The organism is Limoniibacter endophyticus (genome assembly GCF_014652835.1).
Classification (GTDB): Bacteria; Pseudomonadota; Alphaproteobacteria; order Rhizobiales; family Rhizobiaceae; genus Limoniibacter; species Limoniibacter endophyticus.
Genome location: NZ_BMZO01000002.1, coordinates 140,749 through 161,713 on the forward strand (window position 1 = coordinate 140,749; position 20,965 = coordinate 161,713).

24 protein-coding genes are annotated in these 20,965 nt (G+C 56.8%); 3 read left to right on the forward strand and 21 right to left on the reverse strand.

Annotated features, from left to right (window positions below; translation table 11 throughout):
- Nucleotides 1-34 precede the first annotated feature (34 nt).
- Nucleotides 35-1,168 carry a type III PLP-dependent enzyme gene (locus IE151_RS03165; RefSeq protein ID WP_189487858.1) on the forward strand — a complete coding sequence of 378 codons (1,134 nt, stop codon included), beginning with the start codon at nt 35-37 and terminating at the stop codon, nt 1,166-1,168.
- 139 nt (nt 1,169-1,307) lie between these two features.
- Nucleotides 1,308-1,901: a GNAT family N-acetyltransferase gene (locus IE151_RS03170; RefSeq protein WP_189487859.1), complete on the forward strand. Its 594-nt coding sequence runs from the start codon at nt 1,308-1,310 to the stop codon at nt 1,899-1,901.
- Between the two features lie 81 nt (nt 1,902-1,982).
- Here IE151_RS03170 and IE151_RS03175 read toward each other — a convergent pair whose 3' ends face one another.
- The 7 genes from IE151_RS03175 to flhA form a co-directional block, all read right to left on the reverse strand.
- Nucleotides 1,983-2,264, reverse strand: a complete 282-nt coding sequence (locus tag IE151_RS03175) for an SCP2 sterol-binding domain-containing protein (protein WP_189487860.1) — start codon at nt 2,262-2,264, stop codon at nt 1,983-1,985.
- A gap of 134 nt (nt 2,265-2,398) precedes the next feature.
- On the reverse strand, nt 2,399-2,920 hold the full coding sequence (locus IE151_RS03180; RefSeq protein ID WP_189487861.1) for a hypothetical protein: 522 nt from the start codon (nt 2,918-2,920) through the stop codon (nt 2,399-2,401).
- Nucleotides 2,917-3,333: a hypothetical protein gene (locus IE151_RS03185; RefSeq protein WP_244636590.1), complete on the reverse strand. Its 417-nt coding sequence runs from the start codon at nt 3,331-3,333 to the stop codon at nt 2,917-2,919. The genes IE151_RS03180 and IE151_RS03185 overlap by 4 nt, the downstream gene beginning before the upstream one ends.
- Entirely contained in the window at nt 3,330-3,875 is a 546-nt protein-coding gene (locus IE151_RS03190; RefSeq protein ID WP_189487862.1) for a rod-binding protein, read from the reverse strand. Before IE151_RS03190 ends, IE151_RS03185 begins: the two co-directional genes overlap by 4 nt.
- A gap of 39 nt (nt 3,876-3,914) precedes the next feature.
- Nucleotides 3,915-4,319, reverse strand: a complete 405-nt coding sequence (locus tag IE151_RS03195) for a hypothetical protein (protein ID WP_189487863.1) — start codon at nt 4,317-4,319, stop codon at nt 3,915-3,917.
- Nucleotides 4,319-5,071, reverse strand: coding sequence for a flagellar biosynthetic protein FliR (gene fliR / locus IE151_RS03200; protein ID WP_189487865.1), 753 nt, complete (start codon nt 5,069-5,071; stop codon nt 4,319-4,321). Before fliR ends, IE151_RS03195 begins: the two co-directional genes overlap by 1 nt.
- Nucleotides 5,068-7,155, reverse strand: coding sequence for a flagellar biosynthesis protein FlhA (gene flhA, locus IE151_RS03205; protein ID WP_189487867.1), 2,088 nt, complete (start codon nt 7,153-7,155; stop codon nt 5,068-5,070). The genes fliR and flhA overlap by 4 nt, the downstream gene beginning before the upstream one ends.
- A 195-nt stretch (nt 7,156-7,350) precedes the next feature.
- On the opposite strand from flhA, the gene IE151_RS03210 reads away from it, so the two are divergent.
- Entirely contained in the window at nt 7,351-8,058 is a 708-nt protein-coding gene (locus IE151_RS03210; protein WP_189487869.1) for a hypothetical protein, read from the forward strand.
- 49 nt (nt 8,059-8,107) lie between these two features.
- On the opposite strand, the gene fliQ is transcribed toward IE151_RS03210, so the two are convergent.
- The 14 genes from fliQ to fliF all read right to left on the reverse strand — a co-directional run bounded on the left by fliQ (nt 8,108) and on the right by fliF (nt 20,944).
- On the reverse strand, nt 8,108-8,374 hold the full coding sequence (fliQ, locus tag IE151_RS03215; protein ID WP_189487871.1) for a flagellar biosynthesis protein FliQ: 267 nt from the start codon (nt 8,372-8,374) through the stop codon (nt 8,108-8,110).
- A 12-nt stretch (nt 8,375-8,386) separates the two neighbouring features.
- The gene (flgD, locus tag IE151_RS03220) at nt 8,387-8,809 is read right to left on the reverse strand and encodes a flagellar hook assembly protein FlgD (protein ID WP_189487873.1); all 423 of its coding nucleotides are present in this window, start codon (nt 8,807-8,809) and stop codon (nt 8,387-8,389) included.
- A 1-nt stretch (nt 8,810) separates the two neighbouring features.
- Nucleotides 8,811-9,242 carry a flagellar biosynthesis repressor FlbT gene (gene flbT / locus IE151_RS03225; protein WP_189487876.1) on the reverse strand — a complete coding sequence of 144 codons (432 nt, stop codon included), beginning with the start codon at nt 9,240-9,242 and terminating at the stop codon, nt 8,811-8,813.
- On the reverse strand, nt 9,239-9,586 hold the full coding sequence (gene flaF / locus IE151_RS03230) for a flagellar biosynthesis regulator FlaF (protein ID WP_189487878.1): 348 nt from the start codon (nt 9,584-9,586) through the stop codon (nt 9,239-9,241). The genes flbT and flaF overlap by 4 nt, the downstream gene beginning before the upstream one ends.
- 38 nt (nt 9,587-9,624) lie before the next feature.
- Complete coding sequence (locus IE151_RS03235) at nt 9,625-10,674, reverse strand: flagellar hook-associated family protein (RefSeq protein WP_189487880.1); 1,050 nt, start codon at nt 10,672-10,674, stop codon at nt 9,625-9,627.
- Between the two features lie 4 nt (nt 10,675-10,678).
- Entirely contained in the window at nt 10,679-12,127 is a 1,449-nt protein-coding gene (gene flgK / locus IE151_RS03240) for a flagellar hook-associated protein FlgK (protein ID WP_189487882.1), read from the reverse strand.
- Between the two features lie 36 nt (nt 12,128-12,163).
- Nucleotides 12,164-13,333 carry a flagellar hook protein FlgE gene (locus IE151_RS03245; RefSeq protein WP_189487884.1) on the reverse strand — a complete coding sequence of 390 codons (1,170 nt, stop codon included), beginning with the start codon at nt 13,331-13,333 and terminating at the stop codon, nt 12,164-12,166.
- A gap of 98 nt (nt 13,334-13,431) precedes the next feature.
- Complete coding sequence (locus tag IE151_RS03250) at nt 13,432-14,109, reverse strand: response regulator transcription factor (RefSeq protein WP_189487886.1); 678 nt, start codon at nt 14,107-14,109, stop codon at nt 13,432-13,434.
- A gap of 197 nt (nt 14,110-14,306) precedes the next feature.
- A complete protein-coding gene (locus IE151_RS03255; RefSeq protein ID WP_189487888.1) occupies nt 14,307-14,867 on the reverse strand; it encodes a lytic transglycosylase domain-containing protein in 561 nt (186 codons plus the stop codon).
- Nucleotides 14,821-16,197, reverse strand: a complete 1,377-nt coding sequence (locus tag IE151_RS03260; protein ID WP_189487890.1) for a flagellar hook-length control protein FliK — start codon at nt 16,195-16,197, stop codon at nt 14,821-14,823. The genes IE151_RS03255 and IE151_RS03260 overlap by 47 nt, the downstream gene beginning before the upstream one ends.
- A gap of 1 nt (nt 16,198) precedes the next feature.
- Nucleotides 16,199-17,383: a chemotaxis protein gene (locus IE151_RS03265; RefSeq protein WP_189487892.1), complete on the reverse strand. Its 1,185-nt coding sequence runs from the start codon at nt 17,381-17,383 to the stop codon at nt 16,199-16,201.
- Nucleotides 17,380-18,651, reverse strand: coding sequence for a MotB family protein (locus IE151_RS03270; protein ID WP_189487893.1), 1,272 nt, complete (start codon nt 18,649-18,651; stop codon nt 17,380-17,382). Before IE151_RS03270 ends, IE151_RS03265 begins: the two co-directional genes overlap by 4 nt.
- A complete protein-coding gene (locus tag IE151_RS03275; RefSeq protein ID WP_189487894.1) occupies nt 18,648-19,295 on the reverse strand; it encodes a hypothetical protein in 648 nt (215 codons plus the stop codon). The genes IE151_RS03270 and IE151_RS03275 overlap by 4 nt, the downstream gene beginning before the upstream one ends.
- Nucleotides 19,292-20,944, reverse strand: a complete 1,653-nt coding sequence (fliF, locus tag IE151_RS03280) for a flagellar basal-body MS-ring/collar protein FliF (RefSeq protein ID WP_189487895.1) — start codon at nt 20,942-20,944, stop codon at nt 19,292-19,294. The genes IE151_RS03275 and fliF overlap by 4 nt, the downstream gene beginning before the upstream one ends.
- Between the last annotated feature and the right edge of the window lie 21 nt (nt 20,945-20,965).

The window sequence follows — 20,965 nt, forward strand, 5'->3', positions numbered from 1 at the left end:
CTATTGCACGCTCTTGCGGCAGATGGAGACTATGATGGCCACGCAGCGCATTCTTGATTTCATCGCAACCCGACGCCCTGACGGTCCCTGCATGGTTCTGGACCTCGATGTCGTGCGCGAAAATTACCGTGCCTTCGAAAAGGCACTGCCGGATTCGCGCATTTTTTATGCCGTCAAAGCCAATCCTGCGCCGGAAGTGCTGAAGCTGCTTGCCGATATGGGGTCTTCCTTCGATACAGCCTCGGTGGCGGAAATTGAAATGGCGCTGGATGCTGGTGCAACGCCGTCGCGTATTTCGTTTGGCAACACAATCAAGAAGGAGCGCGATATCGCGCGCGCCTATCAGCTCGGTATTCGCCTTTTTGCGGTGGACTGTGAAGCCGAAGTCGAGAAGGTTGCACGTTCCGCTCCCGGTTCTCGCGTATTCTGCCGCGTTCTGACCGATGGCGAAGGCGCTGAGTGGCCGCTGTCGCGCAAGTTCGGCTGTGTGCCGTCCATGGCTGTGGGCGTTCTGCGTCATGCCTACTCGCTGGGCCTCGACGCCTATGGCGTGTCATTCCATGTAGGCTCCCAGCAGACCGATCTTTCCGCCTGGGACCGTGCGCTAGGTGATGCCGAAATGGTCTTCAAGACCTTGGCGGACGAAGGTATCGTACTCAAGATGGTCAATATGGGCGGCGGATTCCCGACCCGTTATCTGAAGGATGTTCCTCAGGCGGAAGCCTATGGTCAGGCGATCTTCGGCTATCTGCGCAAGCACTTCGGCAATACGCTGCCGGAGACCATCATCGAGCCGGGGCGCGGCATGGTTGGGAATGCGGGGGTGGTGAAGACCGAGGTCGTGCTGATCTCGAAGAAGTCCGAGGACGATGACAAGCGCTGGATCTATCTCGATATCGGCAAATTCGGTGGTCTCGCCGAAACCATGGACGAGGCGATCCGCTACAAGATCGTTACGCCGCGCGATGGTGACGAACTGGCGCCATGCGTGCTTGCAGGCCCGACCTGCGATAGCGCGGACGTGCTCTATGAAAAGACGCCTTACCCGCTTCCACTTTCGCTCACCATTGGTGACGAAATCCTGATCGAAGGCACGGGCGCATATACCACGACTTATTCGGCCGTGGCGTTCAACGGTTTCGAACCGCTCCGATCCTACGTCATCTGAAGATGGTGCGCCGGCGAGGATACTGACCTCTCCAACCTGGCGCATCGCCTTCAGCACAGAGCAGGCCTGGCGCGCGTCGCGCGCGCCGGTGCTTCTGCCTGCGATTTTTACAACCCTTCGGCTAGTGGGAATTCATGCCATGACCACGCTTACCGAGCAGACCGCGCCGGTCAATTTCAACAATGATGCCGTCCTGATCCGTCAGGAAACAGCCGGCGATGTCGATGCGCGTGAGGCGCTGCTCGATCGCGCCATGGGTGCGAAGCGCACACGCAAATCATCTGAAAAGCTGCGCCGTGGGCGCTTGCCTGCCGAAGGCCTTGCACTTTCCGCGGTCAACGGCGCGGGGCGCCTGGTTGGCACGGTGCGCCTATGGCACGTCACCGCGAAGGGCGCGCATGGTCGTTCGCTCCTGTTGCTCGGGCCCCTGGCTGTCGAAGCGGAGGTAAAGGGCGCTGGCATCGGGTCATTGCTCATGCGCCATGCCATTACTCTTGCCGCACAGTTTGGTCATGACGCGATCATACTCGTAGGCGATGCTTCTTATTATTCTCGCTTCGGTTTTTCGGCCGAGTTGACTGGCAACCTTGCCATGCCGGGTCCGTTTGAGCGTTCACGCTTTCAGGCCCTTGAACTGACGAAAGACGCTCTTTCGGGCGTGCATGGCGTGTTGCGCGCCTGCGGCCATCGCAGCCAATCCCTGAAGCCAATGGCAGGCCGGAGGGCCGCCTGAGCTTTTCAAGCTTCTTTCGGGTCTGGAGATGCAGAAAGGGGGCCCATAGGCCACCTTTCTGTGTTTTCGTAGATGATGGAATCAGAGAACGCCGGCAAGCGCCATGGCAGCGGACATGTCGCCCTTGATCTTCATCTTTCCGGTCATAGCCGCGGTGGTAGGGTTCAAATCTCCAGCGACGATCTTTTCCAGATTGTCCTTCGAAACCTCGATCAGGCAGTCGGCATCGCTGTTTTCCGTGGACACGACTTCGCCGTCCAACACGATGACGCCATCGCTGCCGAGGTCCAGCTTGACATTCCTGGAAAAGCCACTGCCGTCGAGTTTCGACTGAATCTGGCTTGCAAGCGTTTCGATGCTCATTGTCGCTCCCTGTAATTCTTCGTCTGCCGATTATCCGGCTCAGCCAAAATAATGCATGAAGCCAATTGCCGCTCCATCACCGCAGCGGCATAATATTGACGTTTACGTCGATGTAAATTGAAAACGATATGTACTCAGTGAGATGCTGACGTGCTCGTCTCTGTCTGCGTCGAACGTGGCTTGTCACGCGCCATGCGATCGGCGCGCTGGTTGCGAATGTCGCCGCGTGCGAGATAGTCCACCTGCTCGACCAGCACATCGGCAATGAGTTCCGAATTGGTGCGGGCGTTGATCGATTCTTTCAAGCCGTTGCGCAGTGCATCGAGATCGACCGTCTTCGTTTGTTCGAAGTCGATCTGCGGGTTCGCGAATAGATAAGTGTGCAATTGATCCAGCAGCAAGGTATCGACCGGAATCGGCAATGCGCTTTTTGCCGTCTTGTCGACGATATAGGTGAAACGAGCCAGAAAATAGCCATTGATGCGGCCGTCACGTACGACTGGTACTGACATGATCTCCGTCTTCGCCGCCTCTCGTGCGCCGTGGGACGCGGGGGCGCTGGCACTTGCTGATGATCCCGCCGACCCGTAGGAATAGAACACAGCCCCCGCGGTGACGGCGCAGATCCAGACGGCGGCGATCAGGAGGCGGATCATGCCTCCTTCACCGCGCCGAATTCGTTGGCCGAGTAGGTGCCGTCGGCTTCGCTCCTCTCGATCGTGTCACGCAACAGCACCGCCACCTCGGTTACGGCCGTGATATGGGCGCGGATAACAGTCTCGTTTTCCTCGAGCTTGCGCTTGAGGCGCACGAGACCCGTTTCCAGCGCACCGTCAAGGTCGCTGGTTCCCATGTCTTTGATCGCGCGGTTGAGTTCGTAAAGGCAGCGGCTCTTGCGGGCATTGAAGGCACCGATATCGAAGTCGCGATTGGTGCGAAATGCATTGGTTTCTTCCTCGATCGTCCGCTCGACGCGCGCAAGGATCGAAAACAGTGCGCCATTGGCCTTCTCCGAGGAGGACCCGGCTGCTGCGACCGTTAGCTGATTGGAAGATGCGATCTCGTTCATGTCGCTTGCCTGCTGGTTTTGTTTATCGTTTCGGCATTACGCGGCTCGTCCAGCCCGCGCATGATTTCTGTCTGAATTTTGCTCACGAGCGCGTCAGAGCGAAGCGCCTCGCGGTCCTTATCGCCGATCGCGGAATCAACAATACCCATGACGGCGGTTTTGTTGCCTTCTTCATCGACCGTGTGGCCGTTGAGTACCTTCTCGGCGATGCCGATGCCGCCACCCCTGGCTATCGCATCGGCGATGTGCTCGGCCATCATGCCTTTCCACATATCGCCGGCAATTCCGCTGCCGTAGACCTGCTCGGCGTCCTTTGGCAGCATCGCCTGGACAAAGCTCTGCAGCACCATGGCTTCGAATTTCACGAAGCTTTCCGGGGCGGTCTTCTTCTCAGCGAGGCGTCCGACATTAAATGAGACCGAATTGCCGGAGGTGGCGGAGGATCGTGCCAGCGTCAGCTGTTCGCGTGCCTGTGCAGCCTTCGTCGGATCGGCGGCGCGCACCACATCCATCACGATGTCGCCGGGAGGGGAAATAGCCAAGACGCACGTCTCCTTGTTCGATGAAGCCATTATGACAGGTCAAACTTGTTTGAACCTTGCCGCGATTTTGACGCTCGTATTCTGGATGCGCTCAAGATTCTCGCACTCCTCGCGCTGTCGCTCCTCATTACGCCTTGCCTCGACCAGTTTTTCTTCCAGTCGTTCGGCACGACGTCGCACCGTTGCTCGTGTCTCGCCTTCAATGGCCGCAGCCTCGCCTTTCTGTACGCCACGCGCCGCGCATTCGTTAATGTGGCGGTAGTAGAGTTCCGGAAACAGCTGTGCGGTCGTGCCGCCTCGGTTTGCCTGTTCGATAAGCTGTCCTGCTTCCTTCTCCGCAGCCAGCTTTTGCGCAAGAAGTTGCCCCTGTCTTGCCGCATGCAGTTGTTCCACCTGACGCTGCAATTTGACGAGCCGGGCGAGCTTTCTGGGATCGTTGCGCATCACCGGCCTATCGTCGTCGGAATAAATGAATCGGCAGCAAGGGAGAGGAAAGTCGGAACTGCAAAATAAAGCAGCACAAGACCGCCCGCGATGACGAAGGGCAGGGAGATGAAGTAGATCGGGATTTGGGGTGTCAGCTTATTGATGAAGCCAATGGCGAGATTGACCAGCAGCCCATAGGCGATGAACGGACTGCCAAGACGCAGGGCCACCATGAAACTCTCCCCGAGCGTATCAGTAAGATCGATAAGCGACGCCCGTGTCGGGAAAATGCCCTGAAGCGGCGCGACGTCATAGGATGCAATCAGCGCACGAATGACTTCATGGTGGAAGTCGAAGGTAAAGAGAACGAGCAGAACGGAAAAGCTGATCAGCGTCGTTATGGCTGCTTGTGGCTCCGGTTCTTCGATCGCTGTGCCGACCATATTGTTGAAGCCCATGGTCATGGCAATTGCTGATCCCATGAACTGGATCGCCAGCAAATAGACGCGCGTCAGCAGACCGATCAGGCCCCCTATCATGATTTCAGATGCCATCAGAGGCAGGAGGATTGCGGGGCGCGAGTCAACAAAGGGCAGGATGCGGTTGGATAGCATCATGAGAATGGTCAGGCTTGCTGCCACCGCGATGAACAAGCGGATTTGCGCAGGCAGACGGATGCTTGAGAAGCCTGGCATCAGAAGAAAGCAGCTGCCGACGCGACAAAAAGCAATCATTGCCGCGAGAACGAGCTGCTCCAGGCTCGCATTCACGCGATCGATCCCATTACGGAGATTTCGACTCCCTTCGCGATTTCGACGTGGCTCAGCACCGGCAATGTCGGGAACATGCGCTCGATGATCATCCGGACATAGGGGCGCGCTTCCGGGGCGGTCACGATGGCGAAACGTTCGCCGGCATCCAGATGCGCGCGGATCGTCTGGTTCGCCTGCTGCCCGAATTCCTCGAGTTGACGCGGATCGATGTCGAATTCGCGCACTTCTCCCTTTGCATCGCGCTTGAGGCTTTGGTGAAAGGCAAGATCCCATCGATTACCGAGGCGCAGGACTTTGAGCACATTGTTCTCGGTGAGATCGCCGCAAATCTGCTGCGCCATGCGCATGCGTACATGTTCAACGATTTGCTCGGTGCGGCGCACGTGCGGGGCAATTTCTGCAATGGCTTCGATGATGAGGTGCAGATTTCGGATCGATACTCGCTCGGCCAGCAGCATTTTCAGAACGGCTTGCAGACCCGGATAAGAGATGTGGCTGGAGCAGATCTCGTCTGTCAGCTTGCGATATTCCGGATCGAGACGGTCGATCAGCGCCTTCATGTCCTTGTAGGAAAGAAGCTGCGGCAGGTTGTTGCGAATGACTTCCGAGAGATGTGTCAGCAGCACCGAAAGATTGTCTGCATAGGCGAATTGTTCGCGCTTCAGGTCTTCGATGAAGGCTTCCGGTACCGAATAGGCGCGCATGCCGAAGGCCGGTTCGCGTACTTCCTCGCCAGGGATTTGTGGGGTAGGGCGATTACCGAGCAAGACCATTACTTCCCCGACGCGCATTTGATATTCCGAGACCACCGAACCATGAATCTTGATGCGGTAGCCTTTTCCCGGAATGGCGAAATCGTCGGTCAGCTTCACCTCCGGCACGACGAATCCATATGCCACGGCGAACTTCTTGCGCATGCGGCCCATGCGATAGGTCAGCTCCTGATGCGAGGTCGAAAGACGCATGGAGAGCTGCTTGCCAATAACGAGTTCGACTTCCGGCGTCTTGAGCGAGGTCCTGATGGAGTTTTGCTCTTCATCGACTTTCTCGAGATTTTTCTGTCGAGCAATCTTGTCTTCTTCGGCTTTCGCGCGGGCAAGGCGTAGCGGCACGATATAGCCGATGAAGCCCATGATAACAGCCAGCGTCGCGAAGGGCAGAAAGGGCAGGCCAGGCATCAGTGCGAGGAATGTCAGCAGGGTTGCTGCGACGAAAAGCGCGCGTGGATAGGCGCCGAGCTGGCCAAAGACGGCCTTGTCGGCTGAGCCGCGGGTGCCGCCTTTGGAAACGAGCAGGCCTGAAGCCAATGAGATGATGAGCGCCGGAATCTGCGTCACAAGACCGTCGCCAACCGAAAGACGGACGTAGGCGTCAGCAGCTTGGCTCAGTTCCATGCCGTGGCGAAAATAGCCGATGATGATGCCGCCTACGATGTTGATCGCCGTGATGATGAGGCCGGCGATCGCATCGCCGCGTACGAATTTCGATGCGCCGTCCATCGAGCCGAAGAAGGAGCTTTCTTCTTCCAGTTCGCTGCGGCGTTTTTGCGCCTGCTTCTCGTCGATCAAGCCCGCAGAAAGATCAGCGTCGATCGACATCTGTTTTCCGGGAATGGCATCAAGGGTGAAGCGCGCGCCCACTTCAGCGATACGCGTGGCACCTTTGGTGATGACGATGAAATTGACGATGATCAGGATCATGAAGACGACGAGGCCGATTACGAAGTCGCCGCTCATCACGAGATTGGCAAAACCCGAGATCACATAGCCTGCCGCATGCGTGCCCTCCGCACCATGCGAAAGGATTACGCGGGTGGTGGCAATGTTGAGTGCCAGGCGCAGCATCGTGGCAATGAGCAAGACTGTTGGGAAGGACGAGAAGTCCAGCGGCCGGTCAATCCACAATGCGACCATTAGAATCAACACAGAGACGGCAATCGAGAAGGCCAGCCCCATATCGATCAGGAATGCTGGTATAGGCAGAAAAAGAACAGCCAGAATGACCACGATACCCAAGGCAAAGCCGATGTCGCGGCCGCTTTGTTGCGACTTGGGTGCGGTCAGAATATCGGCGATCGCCATGAGCCAGTCCTGTCATCTCGACGGAATTCCGCCTTTGGACCAGATTTCTAGCGACTCAAGCTTGCGCGAAGCGGGTGTGCCTCGATCGTAAAGATCGAGGGAATATCAGTATTAAAATCCAGATCAATAAATTTTCTGAAAATGAATAAATCAGGGATAAATGAAGGTATTTTTTTATTTCAGGTGGTAGACTAGATGTCTAAAAATAAATTTAATTCGATTTATAAGGGCGATATTCTTGTAAAATGTCATGACGGAAAGGTAACAAGCAGGGTCATCGCATTTGCTCAAAGCTTCGGCACTGGACCGTCAAAATACACGCATGCAGGAATTGCAAGCTCTTCCACAAGCATCATTGAAATGAGTGGCGCTGGCATCGGTGAAAATGGCTTGATGGAGCGGAATGCTCAGTATGTTTACGATGTTTTCCGGTGCAAGGATACTGAGGTTGCTGCTGGTGCAGCTGAAGCAGCCAGAATGATGATGGATAGGGCCAGATTTTGGAAGACCGGAACCGATGGAAGCCTGCTTAACGTCACCGGAAGCTTTAAAGATGGCCGCAGCAAACTCAGCGGCCCTGTTTCGTACAATATGTTTGGTGCGAAAGGGGCGGCCCGTGCCATTTTCTCAAGAGCAAAACTGAAAGATCGCGATAACACGAATCGTATTATTGATCGCTTGTATGATGGTGGATACTCATTCTTTTGTTCCGGCCACGTGGTTCTTTGCTATCAGATGGTTGCAGAACAGCTTGCCATACAAGGAGTTGTGAATTCAGAACTCAGAAATACGTTCAAGCTTGAAAGTCACGCCTATCAACCCGCTTATTTGTGGCACCGCCTCAAGAAAAGCCAAGCTTTTGATTTTGTCGGAACGTTTCAGAACGGTAAGAAAATCGCCTGATCGCTGGACGCGGATCCCTTAGTACATCGCTTCGTGAACGCGATCTTTATCAGAATCCGTTTTCGATCCGTTCGAAGATCAGATTCGTAAACGTGGATATTTGCGCGCCCATGAACGGTGCTGTCACGGCGATCATGAGGAAGATTGCTATGATCTTGGGAACGAAGGTTAGGGTAATTTCCTGCACCTGCGTCAAAGCCTGAATAAGTGCGATGCCTATGCCGACGAGCATTGCAGCGGCAACGGCAGGACCGGAGGCGGTGATGACGGTCCAGATTGCATATTGGACGATATCGAGCGCATCCGCCTCGTTCATGGATCAAGTGCCTCAGGCTTGTGCAGGCGAAATGGTGACGCCTGGCCCCACCGCGAGTTCGGCGCCTGTATCCAGGGTCGCGATCATGCCGTCGGAATAGAGTTTCACCGACTTGACGATGCCGGAGGTTTCTCCGTCAGCCGATGTCACCTTGAGACCGATGATGCTGCCAGCCTGCGACAACATCGATGACTGCATGATCTGATCGAGCTTGTTATTGGTCTGGATGGTCTGCTCAACCTGAGAAAAAGTGGCAAGCTGGGAGACGTATTGCGTAGCGTCCATCGGTGCTGTCGGATCCTGATTCTGCATCTGCGCGATGAGCAGTTTCAGAAAGGACTGGTAATCTACACTGGCAGCGGAAGCAGCTGACGTCGCATTGGCGGAACTTGTACTGTGGGTGCTGACGCCGGACGTCTGGGATACTGTCGTCATCTTACTCTCCAGCAACGGCGCGAAGGGCCGGTGTTTCATCGGTTTCGGTCACGACAGGCTCTTCGAAGCGATAGAGTGTACGAATTTGCTTCAACGCCTCATAGACATCGCCCTGTGCGACAAGAGCGTCTATATGCTTAAGACCAGCAAGGATTTCCGGCACCTTGATGGTGTGGAGAAGAACCGGAATGGACCGCTGGAACAGAGCTTTTGCCTGCTCACAATCATGCGGACTCATCATCATCACCTGCACGATGAAATAGAGCTGCTTGAGCGGTGTCGTTGCCTGCTCGGGCTGCATGACGTGATTTTCAAGCAGGAACTGGACATCGTTAAGAAATTCAAGCGAGGTCTTGCGATCCACGCGGATCACGGCACCGTTAACGTAGATTTTTTCGCCGGGTTTCAGCGATATCTTGATGCTTTTCTTCATTGGATGCCGTCGCGAATGATGCGTGAAATCTCGATGACGCCATCGTAATCTTCCGATCTGCCGGCACGAATGTCTTCAAGCGTCCGCACGACCCAGATGCCGATCGAAATCAGGTTGGCGCGAAGCTCCTTGGGCAGCGAATTGTCGCTCGTGCCGAGGTCTTCGATGAAGGTTGTCCAGAGTCGCATGGTGAAATGTGCGGCCTCTATTGTCGGCCGCGATGTGGCGCCCGTGCCCTTTGCATCCTGCAGCATTTCGATAGAGCGGTCGAGCAACTGGCGCTCACGCTCACGCGCATCAACCATGGAATCGGTCTGAACGTCGGCGTAGGAAAACTGATACAAGGGAGCGTCTCCGGTTCGGACGGGTGCGTGGATACGCATTATCTCAGGTGGTTGAGCAGGCTTAGATTTTGGATGCGCGCAGTAAGCGCATAAGCGACATCGATCTGTGTCAGGAGGTCATTTACCTTCGTGGCTGCCTCGTAAGGATCAACGGATTCCAGATCGAGGGTCATGGCTTGAAAGACCTGAACCTGGCTTTCAACGCGCGTTGATGCCGAGTTGACGCGATTCTGGATAATACCGGTGCGTGACTGCAGCTGGCCGATCTCGCCAACAACCCCGCCGAATTGCTCAAGACTGCGATCGGTGACTGCTTTCATCGCATCGGTCGAGAGAGGCGTGTCCGCCAGCAGAGTTATCGTGACCACACCCATCATCATCTGCCGAATGGCATCTTCATTGGCACTGACCGAAACATCCGCGGTTTCGTTCAGGCTGATTCGAGCGGAAATCAACTGGTCGCTGGCGCTCGATACATGCTCGCCCCAGCCATCGCCCATGAACAATTCGTTCACTTCCGTATCGACGAACGACACGATGTCTTCCGCTGGAATGGTGGCAACCTGAGGGTCATCCATTGCAAAACCGAAGCGGGTTTCAAAGGCCGTCTCGAAAGCTTGGCGTGCTTGCGAGTTTGGGTCATTGAAATCGGCGACCGGTTTGGCGTCGGTATTGATGCCCGCGAAGATAAACTGGCCATTAATGGAGGTGTTGAGGGCGTCCGTGAGCTGGGCGAGCGTGCTTTTCGCTTCGGCGGCAAGAACGGAGCGATGGACATTGCCGCCGGTCGCTGCCGTCAGCGTCGTCAGAAACTTTGTTGAGGCTTCCTGCGCAACGGTGAGGGAAGCCTGGGTTGCCTCAAGTCGATTGGTTGCCTGACTATTGGCATTCAGCAGACTATTCAGCCTGTCCGTATCACGTCGAAGCGAAACGGCCTGTCCGGTAGAGGCGCCAAGGGCCAGACCGACATCGGCGTGCCGGCCGAGCGTTGCTTCCTGCTGGTTCTGCACCAAGTCCTTTTGCATGCGCGACAGCGAGTAACGCAGGGCTTCGGAAATGGCGGATGAGGAGACGTAGGAAGCTTTCACGGGCTTATCTCACTGCTGCTAGGAGTTCGGCCAACATGGCATCGACGGTAGATATGATACGGGCGGTTGCGGAGTAGGAGTGTTCCAGATCGAGCAGTGTGGACATTTCCTGATCGATATTGACGCCGGTGGCAGAGGACAATGCGCTTGAGGCGTAATTGAGATAAGCGGCCTTGGTTTCTGCGGCGCTGTTTGCGCTTTTCCGGGCGCTTTCCAACCAGCCTACCGAAGAGCTGGCAAAATCTTCCAATCGCGTGCTGCTTTCGAGACCTGCGTCGGATGAAAATGCCCTCGGCTCATCAAGTGCATCGGACAAGGCGATCAAACGGTCGCTGAAGGAAGCTGCTCCAGTGTCGTTTTGCGTATGGTCCGCGCCATTCGCGCCGCCATCGCGTAATAATTCCGAATTGGCTTTATAGGCATCGTTGACCTTGATCTGACGTGAAAGGCCGGCGATCAAGGTTCCATCCGCCGGCAATTCTGGCGCGCCGTCCCACGTGAAGAGGCCGGTCAGGGCAGGATTACCGCTATTGGACGTTTCGGCGAATGCCGTAATGAGGCCGCGCGTGATCTCGTCAAGCTGGTTTTGCAAGGTAGGCGCCACCGTATCGCGCAACTGCAGCAGCCCCGCAATCGACCCTTGGGCGGTTGTGTTCGCGCCGGTGCCGGCGTCAAGCGCCACACCGTCGATATAGACGGCGTTTCCATCGACACCGGCGGCCAGTGTTTCGGAGCGCTCGAACGTCACACTGCGCGGGTTCGTTTCAAAAAGCATAGCGCCGCCGGATGTCATCACGACGAGATCGTTATCACCCCGCGTAATGGTCGAGACCGGCACGATATTGGCGATCTGCTTCAGCAGACCGTCGCGCTGATCCAGCGAATCCGACACATCTCGACCAGCGCGCGTCCCGTTGACGACCGCAGTATTCGCGTCCTTGAACTGCGTCAGCAATTCGTTGAGCGTGTCTACCTGATTTGCAATGTCGGCGTCGGCCTGTGTGCGCGTTGCCTGAACCGACGTGTTGGCATTGTTCAACGATTGGGCAAGTTGCGAAGCAGTTTCGACAACGGTGTCGCCCAATGTCTTATTGGAGGGCGTTGCGCCGTATAGGTCCAGCGCTTCGCGCAACTTGCCAATCAAGGCGCTGGCAGAGCTTGCATTATCTATGCCGTTGACACCGCTCATGAGCTTGTCGAGACCGGTCATCAACGCTTTCTGTCCCTCGTAGGACGATTGCGCCGTCAGATTTTGGCGCATCAGCTGCTCGTTGGCGGCGCGCTGGATCTGTATCAGGCGTGCACCGCCTGTTCCCTGACTGACGAGAACGCCGGAGCGACGCGCATAGTCTGCGTTTCCCTGGTTGGCAACATTCGTAGAAATGACCGAGGTCTGCCGAGAATTATTCAGCAGGGCCGATTGCGCGATGGAAAGTGCCGAGGAAAGGGACATATCTATATGCGTTCCGCTGAAAAGTTGCTCAGCCGGTTATCTCTTCAGATTGACGAGGACGTCCATCAGATCGGAGCCGGTCTGGAATACCTTGGAATTTGCCGTGTAGCTACGCTGCGATTCAATCATGTTGGTAAGTTCCTCGGCGATATCGACATTGGAATTTTCCAATGCGCCCGACTGGATCTGGCCGAAGGCGCCATCGCCGGGGATGCCAAAGCGGTACTCGCCTGAGTCCGTACCCTGCGTGAAGACATTACCGCTCTGCACCGAGAGCTGGTCCGGACTGTTCACGGTCGCAAGCTGGATCTGGTAGATCGCTTTGAAGGCACCGCTGGCGTAGTTGGCGTAGATCGTACCGTCCTTGCCGATCTCAATGGATTCTATCGCACTTGGCGCGTTGCCATCCGTGCTGAGATTCTGCACCTGAAAATCGGCCGCAAGCGTTGTCGATCCCGAAAGATCAATGGCGACGAGGTTGCCGCCGGGAACGTCAAACTCGATTGTCGCGCCATCCGCGATCCTGTGGGTTGTCGGGTCGAAGGTCAATGTCTGCGTTACTGCCGCGCCACCCTCGGGTGTTGCCGTCATCGTCCATTCGTCGACGCCAGCCGTCTTGGTGAATTCGACTGCGACCTTCACCTCGTTGCCGTAGCTGTCATACGTGGTCATCGAGGTGGAGTGCGTATCGCCGGCCACCGCATTGGATGGCAGGTTGAAAGACAGCTTGCCCTTCGTGCTCGCCGTCGCTTCCATGCCGTCGGTGGAAATCTTGACCTGGGTGAAATCATCGAGACTCGAGGCAATGCCGGTACCGGGCACGACGCCCATCAGGTAGTAACCCGCAGCGTTCACCAGGCGGCCTTCCGAATCCGGCACGAACGAACCGGCACGAGTCAGGAATTTCTGCTGTCCCGCAGCATCGGACACAACGAAGAAGCCATCGCCATTGACCGCAAGGTCCGTGGTTTGGGAGGTGAACCTGAGATCGCCTTGTTGTGCTATGGAGGTGCGAACCGTCGTATTGACGCCGCCAGATGTGTAGTCGCCACCTGCGCGCGGCATCAGCAAGGTAGAGAATTCGGTCGAGGCGCGCTTGTAGCCAGTCGTGCTGGAATTGGCGATGTTGTCTGCTACGGTTGAAAGGCGATTGGCCTGCGCGTTCATACCCGAAACGCCGGTCCGCATCATTCCGTAAAGGCTCATCGCCTATCTCCTGTCATCAACATATTCGGGCGTCATGCCCATCTCTCTGCGGAAAAGCTTATGCCAGCTGGCTTGCGCGAGGCTGGCGGAAAGCGGTTTCATTCCGCGCCGGTGGCAAGGCGATAGCCAAGGAAACGCTTCGAATCCACGGGGTCATAGCCCAGCTTCTGGCGCAGTTTCTTGCGCAGTTTGGAGATGTGGCTCTCCACCACATTTTCCTCGACCTCGTCGTCGAAGATGCCATAGATCGCGTTGAAAACCTGGGTCTTGGTAACGCGTCTGCCATTATTGGTGGCCAGATATTCAAGGATGCGACGTTCGCGGCGGGGAAGCGGCAGAACCTCACCGGAAATTTCCGGGTCGCGGCCATCCATGAAAACCCGTAATTCGCCGATGTCGAGAAAGTTCGTTTCTTCCTGCGCCCGGCGGCGTATCGCGGCAATGCGAGCGAGAATTTCTCGAACATGGACCGGTTTGCGCACAACGTCGTCCACGCCTGCCTCGAAAAGCTGCAGCGTGTTCTCCAGAGAGTTGCGATCGGACAACGCAATCATCGGAACCGAAATGCGATTTCGGATGGTGTGCGGATGAAGGTTCGCAACCGCGTCCTCACCCATCAGAATGGCACGTACCGAACGCAGATCGTCCGGAGCCACACTTTGGACCCATTCGCTGAATTCATTCGCCTTAAAACCGGCGCTTGCAACGCCTTCACTATCTAAAAGAGCGCCATAGCCCTCTTTGACGAGCTCGCGCTCCTCTACGATCACAATCATCAACTCGCCCCGAATCAGATGCCTTGTGGAATTAACGATTGGGTAACTCTCGACCCGAATCGGGGATACTGCGATTTTTCATATGTGTAATTTAGTGAGTCATGAATCGCTTAAGTTGCGTTGTGTCACAATCTGTGAATTGAAGCGGATTTCCGGGCGACGAGCGCGAAATGGCAGATTGACTCTTTTATGACTTTTCATGTGTCGCAAAAATTTTTTGCCTGCGCAGTCCATTCACCGAAGCCGCTCGCAACGAGATTGGTAATGACGCGACAGACATAACGTTTCTGAGCAGGGTCGTTGTCGGGTCCAGCATGGTAACGCGCTACCGCCATGGTCCAGTTGCCGTGACGCCCCACGAGCTCTTTCAGGAAGCGGGCTGCGTAGTCGACATTCAATGCAGGATCAAGCATGTCAGCAACCGAAGTGAAATGCTGAGAATGGTAGCGATGATTGATCTGCATGCAGCCGAGATCAATCAGGGTCTGGCCGCTTTCGCGCGCCGCATTGAAGGTCGAGATTGCGTCTGCCCTGCTTTTTGCAAATACCGCTTTTCCGTGGATATTCAGTGTGTTAGCTTGAAGGGACCCTCTGTTTCCTGTCTCAGTCAGACCCACGGCATAAAGAATCCCGGTTGGCACGCCGTAGCGTTTCGCAGCCCGTTCGATCTCACGTTCGCACGCGTTTCCGGCACTGTTTGCGGCAATAGAGTTAGATGTAGCGAGTGCTGTCAGACAGGCCAGAGCGCTCAGGACCATCGCCAGTTTGCGCAGTCTGCTCAGACGATGCGGCGATATTGCGCTCAACGCCCGATCTGTTTTCATGCTGCGACTGCTCATCGGAGCGCCCCTGTTGCGAGGTGAACTGCGTGTCATCATGGTTGGCGAAACCAGGGTGGCCCGCCTGTGATCCATCTGCCCTTGCCTGGCTTTGCTGCATGGCCTGCGGTGGCTGAACAGTTACGCCATCGACGTCGTAGCCCATTGATTGGAGTGCCTTTACCAGCGCATCGGAGTCCATGCTGAGCTGGCGGTAGGCCTCGACTGATTCGGTTTGAATTGCAACCTTTAGGTGAGAACCGCTCAGGTGAAGACTGGCTACCACTGCCCCGAGTTCGGCAGGATTTAGATTGACCTTGAGTAGGTGTGTCGCGGAAGACACGGTTGCCTGCCCCTGATGGACTTGCTGCGCGGGAACTGAGGCTGCGACAGGCTGGGTCAGCTGTGCCGAAAGCTGCTGGAGAAGGCCCGATGCAGTGTCGCCAAGGCGCTGCGGTGTGGGGATAGATTGGTTCGAAACGACCTCGATCTTGATCGGATCGCGCGGCGCTGGATCGTTCTTGAGGCTGCTGTCGAACGATAGACCGGTCGCTTGTCGCTGATTCTTCGCGAAATTTGGGCCGTTTCCGATTGCAGCGTTCGTGGCTTCACCGGTCTTGCCTGGCATTGCCAGCGTTTGCTGTGCGTCATTTGAGGCGGTCTGGTTCAATAGCGACGACAGGAAAATTCGGTCCTTCGATTCTGCGGTGTCCTTCCGTAATTCACGGATTGTGATGCGGAGACCGGGCATCTCGGAATTGCTGATGATGAGCGGAATCCGCGCTGACGCGTCAGCCCCGGCATCCACCGGAACATTCTGTTGCTCCGCGGTTATGGCGGCCGCGCTGCTTTGAATAGCGGATGGTTCTAGCTTCGCTGACTCAACCAGAAGGGAGTCGTTCAACTCGTCCTCGGCCTTTGTGTTCCCGGGCGTGATTTCGGCCTTGCCGAGAGGGGCGGCATTATGATCCGGTATCTCGAAACCTTGCGCATCACCCTTTTCTTTTTCGGTGCCATTTCCGCGCTCGGCAAAGCTGCGAGAGAGGCGCTCGACAAGAGAGGTCTTCGCGCCAAAGGTCGTTTCGCTCATCGTATCCTGCGCTGCGGTTTCGGTTGGAACGACATGTAACGAAGCGCGGCTTGCCGCATCTTGCCCTTTTTCCTTAAGAGCTTCCGCAAAGCCTTCGTCTGACCTCCGTTCGCCAGAACCTGATTTTGCGGGCACGGTAAACGCCGACAAGAGGTCCGTATTTCTGGTTACTGTCGGCATGTCATCTCCCCTCCAGCAGGCGGTCTATATCTGCCAGCATGGCGCGGCTTCGTTCGAGACGGGAATCGGGGGGCACGTCCCGAAGCGGGCGCGCTGGAGTCGTGTCCTCGACGATTACGGCGTCTAGCTGATCGGCTGGTTTGGCTGCCAGCGGCGGTGCGAGCATGGTTGCCGCAACATTGAGAGCCGCGTCCAGGAGGTGCCTATCATCGCGATTAAGTTTGTCGCGGTCGATAGCGTGCAGCCGCTCCATCGTCTCCTCGACATTCTCCATCGCTACCGAACTGACGGACGAATAAAGCTGCGCGCGCATGGCATCATGCTCGCCCGGTTCTTGTCCCGTCGTCTGCGCCTTTTCCGAGGCCATACGGGCAAGTTCGTTTTTCCCTTCTATGGCCGCGAACCGCGCCAGTTCCAGGAAGATATACTGGCGCCGCTCGAGACCCATTTCATTTGCCAGCTCGGCTATTTCAGAGAAGGCGATCTGGTCATCGAATTTCAGTACGCCATTGATAAAGCCGGAGGCGAACTGTCCAGCATAAGGTGAAAGAATGAAACGTCGTACATACTCGCTGGCGGCGTTGCGAAAACGCTCCGGGTCGTCCATCTGCAAGGAAAGATCAAGCGTGCGGCGCAAGGCGGCCTCTTCGATCAGCGTACCTGGAGCCAGTAACCTCGCCATATCAAGGTAGCGGGCGGCGTGCGCCTTATCGACCGAACTGACCAGGTTTCCCAGAAGGAGCGCCAGCGGTGCGCCGATTTCGGGCGCCAGCGACATCGGGTTGAATTTTAGCAGTGCCGGCAAAGCCGCCCCCGGGCGCCCCTCAGCATGGGCGCGAATGCCTTCTATAAGTGCTGGCGAAGCGATTGTCGGGTCGACCATCGGCAACAGCTCCGAGGCAGTTCGCGGATTGCCGCCGCTCATCGCGTAGACGAGAAGCGCGTACACGTTGCGCCGGTCCTTGAACTCTTGCGCTGTTGTTGCACGTAGCCGCGTATCTATCATTGCGAGCAGCTTGTTCTGCATCGGCATGACAGCATGGTCGCCATCTGCGATCCGGTCCTGCAGGTTCTGCAGCGACCGTACCATCTGATAAGGCTGGAGATCGTCATCGAGGCTCTCACTCGCCGCCAGCGGGAAGAGTGCGTATCCTAGAAGAAGGAGTGCAAGCGAAGCGGCCTTCATCCAGCGGGCTCCAGCAAAATCTCTATCCGGCGGTTGGCGGCGGCATAAGTGTCTTCGGGGATCTTGGGCTTGCGATCGGCGAAGCCGCGGATTTCCTTCACGCGCTGTTCACCCAGTCCGCCACGCACCAGCATGTAATAGGCCGATTGCGCGCGTGCGCTGGAAAGACGCCAATTATCGTAGGTCTCATTGCGGAAGGGGCGGGCATCGGTGTGGCCGCCGACCAGAATGTTTCCTGGATGGTTGACGAGCGTGGCCGCGATCTTTTCCATCGCCAGCACCAGTTCACGGCGTGGCACGGCCGAACCGATCTCGAACATGCCAAAATTCATCTGGTCGGTCAGCGAGATGGCGACGCCTTCTTCCGTGGCAACCACCGAGAGGCTCGATTTCAGTGCTTCCGAGTCCGACAGCGCAGCACTGAGTTCGGCGGCGATTTCCTGAGCAAGGGTTTCGGCCGAAATGAGACGTTGATTGAGAGCCGACGTTGGCTCCAGTGCGTTCTTGTCGATCGCGGCTTCGGCCTGTTCGATAGATGGAGCCGCGGCAGAAGCGATGTATTGCGTTTCCTCCTCTTCAGCTTTCACCTGTGCGGAGGTGTCCTGCCTTTCCAGCTCGGTAGGGGGGGTAGTCGTACCTTGCGTTGCAGCGCTTTCCACCGGAAACGTCTCTTCGATCTGCGCGTGGTTCATCTCGCGTGACCAGAAATCGGGTGCAAAGGGATCACGATAGCTTTCTCCGCCCGCAGCCCCGGTTGCAGGACCGGCAATCGAAGCGCCGCCATCGCCTTTGTCGGAAAGATTCTGCCGCATGCCGGTTTCGGCAGCGATTTCCGCCAGAACGGCATAGGGGTTGGAGAACAGATTGCCATCCGTGAACTGTTCGCTCGGTGAAAGATCTCCCACTGCTTCGGTGCCGGCGTCGCGGCGCAGACTGCTGCCCTTGGTCTGGAAGTTGTCAGTGCGCTCGGTCTTTGGCGTGCCTTCTTCCTCGTTTCCGTCGGTATTGTGCTTGAGCGTTTCCACGCCCTTGGTCCCGGCGGTTGGGTCCACGAGGCGCACCGGATTGAAATAGCTTGCTACCGAAGTCTTCGTCTCGTCGCTGGCGGCATTGATGAGCCACATGACGAGAAAGAAACACATCATCGCCGTCATGAAGTCGGCAAAGGCGATTTTCCACACCCCGCCATGATGCTCATGTTCGTCGTCATGTCCTCGACGAACGATGATGATTTCCTGATGATCGCGGTCCGGGTTTGGAAAGCTCATGAAAAAAGTCCCGAAAGCGTTTTCGACCACTCGCCAAGGCGTGTGCCGATAACTTGTCCATTGCAGGAAGCGGTAACGTCGAGGGTATCGGTTTCGCGCCAGACGATGGACCAGCCTTGGTTGGAAAGACGCATTTTGAGCACGGCTATCATATTGGCTGGCCCGCTGATCTCGATTCGCAGGGCGTTTTCATCGGCCATCAGCGTTTTCAAGGCAGGTATGAAAGCATTGAGGGCCTGTGCGTGTAGCGGTTCGGAAAGGGCCTGCACCAGCACTTGTCCGACCGCTCCACTTACGGTGTCGACGATGTGCTTTTCAAGAAAGCCGAGCTTGACGGCGATAAGATCCGCCTCCCGCTGCGCCGCTTCCAGTCGCAGCGCTTCGATCGCGGCTTCGTGCTCCTGCTGCCGGCCTGCAATTTGCGCCTGATATTCAGCCTCCAGTCGCTCATGCAGTAAGCTTTCTGCCTGGGTTACGGCATCGGCGATCAATGTCGCAATGTCTGGCTGCTTTGGCTTTGCAACTGTGTTCGGCTGGGCGGCGGCGCGGATGACATGGGACGAAGCTGGCGTGGAAGGCGTTACAGCGCCGGGTGTTCCAAAATCCGGAAGGAGTGCTGCCAGGCGTTGAGCGGCGGCGGTCATGCTACCTCCGTTGCGGCCCATTTGCGCAGGATCATCGCTGTGCGTTCTTCATTCAGCGTCACCATCTTGGTCAGTCGCTCCTGCGGATTGGGGCGAATTTTTGCCTTCAGATCGGCAACTTCCTTCGCTTCCTTCCTTGCCTCGGCGGCGGCAGCATCGGCAGGCGAGAGCGCAACCGCCGTACCAGGCGTCGCGCCATCGAGCGGATTGCTTTCAGCCTCGAAGGCGTCCGTCGAAGCCGCGATCTGAGCCGCTGGTTGCTGCGACAACGCCTTGATGACCGGGCGCACCCCCATGAACGTCACCAGGCCCGCAACGGCAATGAAGGCAAGCGCATTGATCATGGTGCTCAGATTATTATTGAGCATTGTCATCACGGTCGATGTTGCGGCAGAAGCTGTTTCGAACTCGTCGATGAAGGCGACCGAAGAAACGTTGACGACGTCACCGCGCTGTTCATTGAAGCCGGTGGCCGACGTAACAACTGCACGGATTTCATCCAGACGCTGCTGGCGCTGTTCCGGCGTTGCACTCTCGCCGAGGATTTCGTTCAAACGCGCTTCGTTGATGACAACCGCGATTGACATATTTTCCAGGGCATAGCCGTTGGAAACGGTCGCGACCCGCTTCGAGCTAAGTTCATAATTCGTGGTTTCTTCGCGGCGTTCGTTCTGTTCGCTGGTTTCCGGGCCTGCTCCGCCAGCCGGATCGGCCTCGGGCAGGTTCTGTTCGACGGTCGTGGGCGATGCGCCTTGGCGCTGATTGCTGTTTTCGTTGATGCGGGCCGTCTGGATCGAGCGCTCGACGCGCGATTCCGGATCGTAGATCATTTCTTCGATCTGGCGCTGATCAGTGTTGACGTTGGCGGCAACCGAGGCGCGGAAGTTTTCGGATCCCAGGTAGGGAAGGAGCGCGCGGCGGATGTTATCCTGGATCTGGTTTTCGACTTCCTTTTGCACGATCAGCGATCGTGCCGCGCCCGAGTTGGTCGGATCATCGCCTGATGCCAGCAAGGTGCCGGCGGAATCCAGCACCGTAACGTTCTCGGAGTTCAGACCCGGAACAGCGGCGGCGACCAGATGACGGATCGACATGGCGCTCTGCACCCCATTTACGCCTGTAGTGCGAATGACGACGGACGCGGTGGGCTGTTGGGCATCGCGGCGGAAGCTCGCGCGCTCCGGCATGACAAGATGCACGCGCGCGGCTTTTATTCCGCTGATCGATTGTAGCGTGCGAGCGATCTCGCCTTCCAGCGCTCGAACCCGAGTCACCTGCTGCATGAAGGAGGTCAGACCGAGCGAGCCGACATTGTCGAACAATTCGTAGCCCGCATTCGTGCTGGTGGGCAGTCCCTTTTCAGCTAGCAGCATGCGCGCCTGCGCGGTCTTGCCAACTGGAACCATAACGGTGGTGCCGCTGGAATCGACGTCGAAGCCGATGCCCGACTCCGAGAGCACCATCCCGATCTGGCTCACATCCGAGCGCTCCAGCCCGACGTAAAGGGTTTCATAGGCCGGTCGATTGAGAAACCAGGCTCCGAAGCCAATCACCAGAAATACGAAAGCGGCCACGCCGCCCATTATGGCGAGGCGCTGCGGACCGAAACTCTTCAGGTTCTCGGCTATCGTTTTCAACTGCTCGGGCACGGACGCAAATCTCCCCGTCTT

What these genes read in the sequence shown, in the direction of transcription:
- IE151_RS03185 (WP_244636590.1), bottom strand. Translation starts at nt 3,333, where the DNA reads ATGAACGAGATCGCATCTTCCAATCAGCTAACGGTCGCAGCAGCCGGG.
- IE151_RS03255 (WP_189487888.1), bottom strand. Translation starts at nt 14,867, where the DNA reads ATGGTCCTGAGCGCTCTGGCCTGTCTGACAGCACTCGCTACATCTAAC.
- IE151_RS03260 (WP_189487890.1), bottom strand. Translation starts at nt 16,197, where the DNA reads ATGCCGACAGTAACCAGAAATACGGACCTCTTGTCGGCGTTTACCGTG.
- IE151_RS03275 (WP_189487894.1), bottom strand. Translation starts at nt 19,295, where the DNA reads ATGACCGCCGCCGCTCAACGCCTGGCAGCACTCCTTCCGGATTTTGGA.
- IE151_RS03265 (WP_189487892.1), bottom strand. Translation starts at nt 17,383, where the DNA reads ATGAAGGCCGCTTCGCTTGCACTCCTTCTTCTAGGATACGCACTCTTC.
- IE151_RS03165 (WP_189487858.1), top strand. Translation starts at nt 35, where the DNA reads ATGGCCACGCAGCGCATTCTTGATTTCATCGCAACCCGACGCCCTGAC.
- IE151_RS03245 (WP_189487884.1), bottom strand. Translation starts at nt 13,333, where the DNA reads ATGAGCCTTTACGGAATGATGCGGACCGGCGTTTCGGGTATGAACGCG.
- flgD (WP_189487873.1), bottom strand. Translation starts at nt 8,809, where the DNA reads ATGACGACAGTATCCCAGACGTCCGGCGTCAGCACCCACAGTACAAGT.
- IE151_RS03210 (WP_189487869.1), top strand. Translation starts at nt 7,351, where the DNA reads ATGTCTAAAAATAAATTTAATTCGATTTATAAGGGCGATATTCTTGTA.
- IE151_RS03180 (WP_189487861.1), bottom strand. Translation starts at nt 2,920, where the DNA reads ATGATCCGCCTCCTGATCGCCGCCGTCTGGATCTGCGCCGTCACCGCG.
- IE151_RS03175 (WP_189487860.1), bottom strand. Translation starts at nt 2,264, where the DNA reads ATGAGCATCGAAACGCTTGCAAGCCAGATTCAGTCGAAACTCGACGGC.
- IE151_RS03170 (WP_189487859.1), top strand. Translation starts at nt 1,308, where the DNA reads ATGACCACGCTTACCGAGCAGACCGCGCCGGTCAATTTCAACAATGAT.
- fliQ (WP_189487871.1), bottom strand. Translation starts at nt 8,374, where the DNA reads ATGAACGAGGCGGATGCGCTCGATATCGTCCAATATGCAATCTGGACC.
- flbT (WP_189487876.1), bottom strand. Translation starts at nt 9,242, where the DNA reads ATGAAGAAAAGCATCAAGATATCGCTGAAACCCGGCGAAAAAATCTAC.
- flgK (WP_189487882.1), bottom strand. Translation starts at nt 12,127, where the DNA reads ATGTCCCTTTCCTCGGCACTTTCCATCGCGCAATCGGCCCTGCTGAAT.
- flhA (WP_189487867.1), bottom strand. Translation starts at nt 7,155, where the DNA reads ATGGCGATCGCCGATATTCTGACCGCACCCAAGTCGCAACAAAGCGGC.
- IE151_RS03270 (WP_189487893.1), bottom strand. Translation starts at nt 18,651, where the DNA reads ATGAGCTTTCCAAACCCGGACCGCGATCATCAGGAAATCATCATCGTT.
- IE151_RS03250 (WP_189487886.1), bottom strand. Translation starts at nt 14,109, where the DNA reads ATGATTGTGATCGTAGAGGAGCGCGAGCTCGTCAAAGAGGGCTATGGC.
- IE151_RS03195 (WP_189487863.1), bottom strand. Translation starts at nt 4,319, where the DNA reads ATGCGCAACGATCCCAGAAAGCTCGCCCGGCTCGTCAAATTGCAGCGT.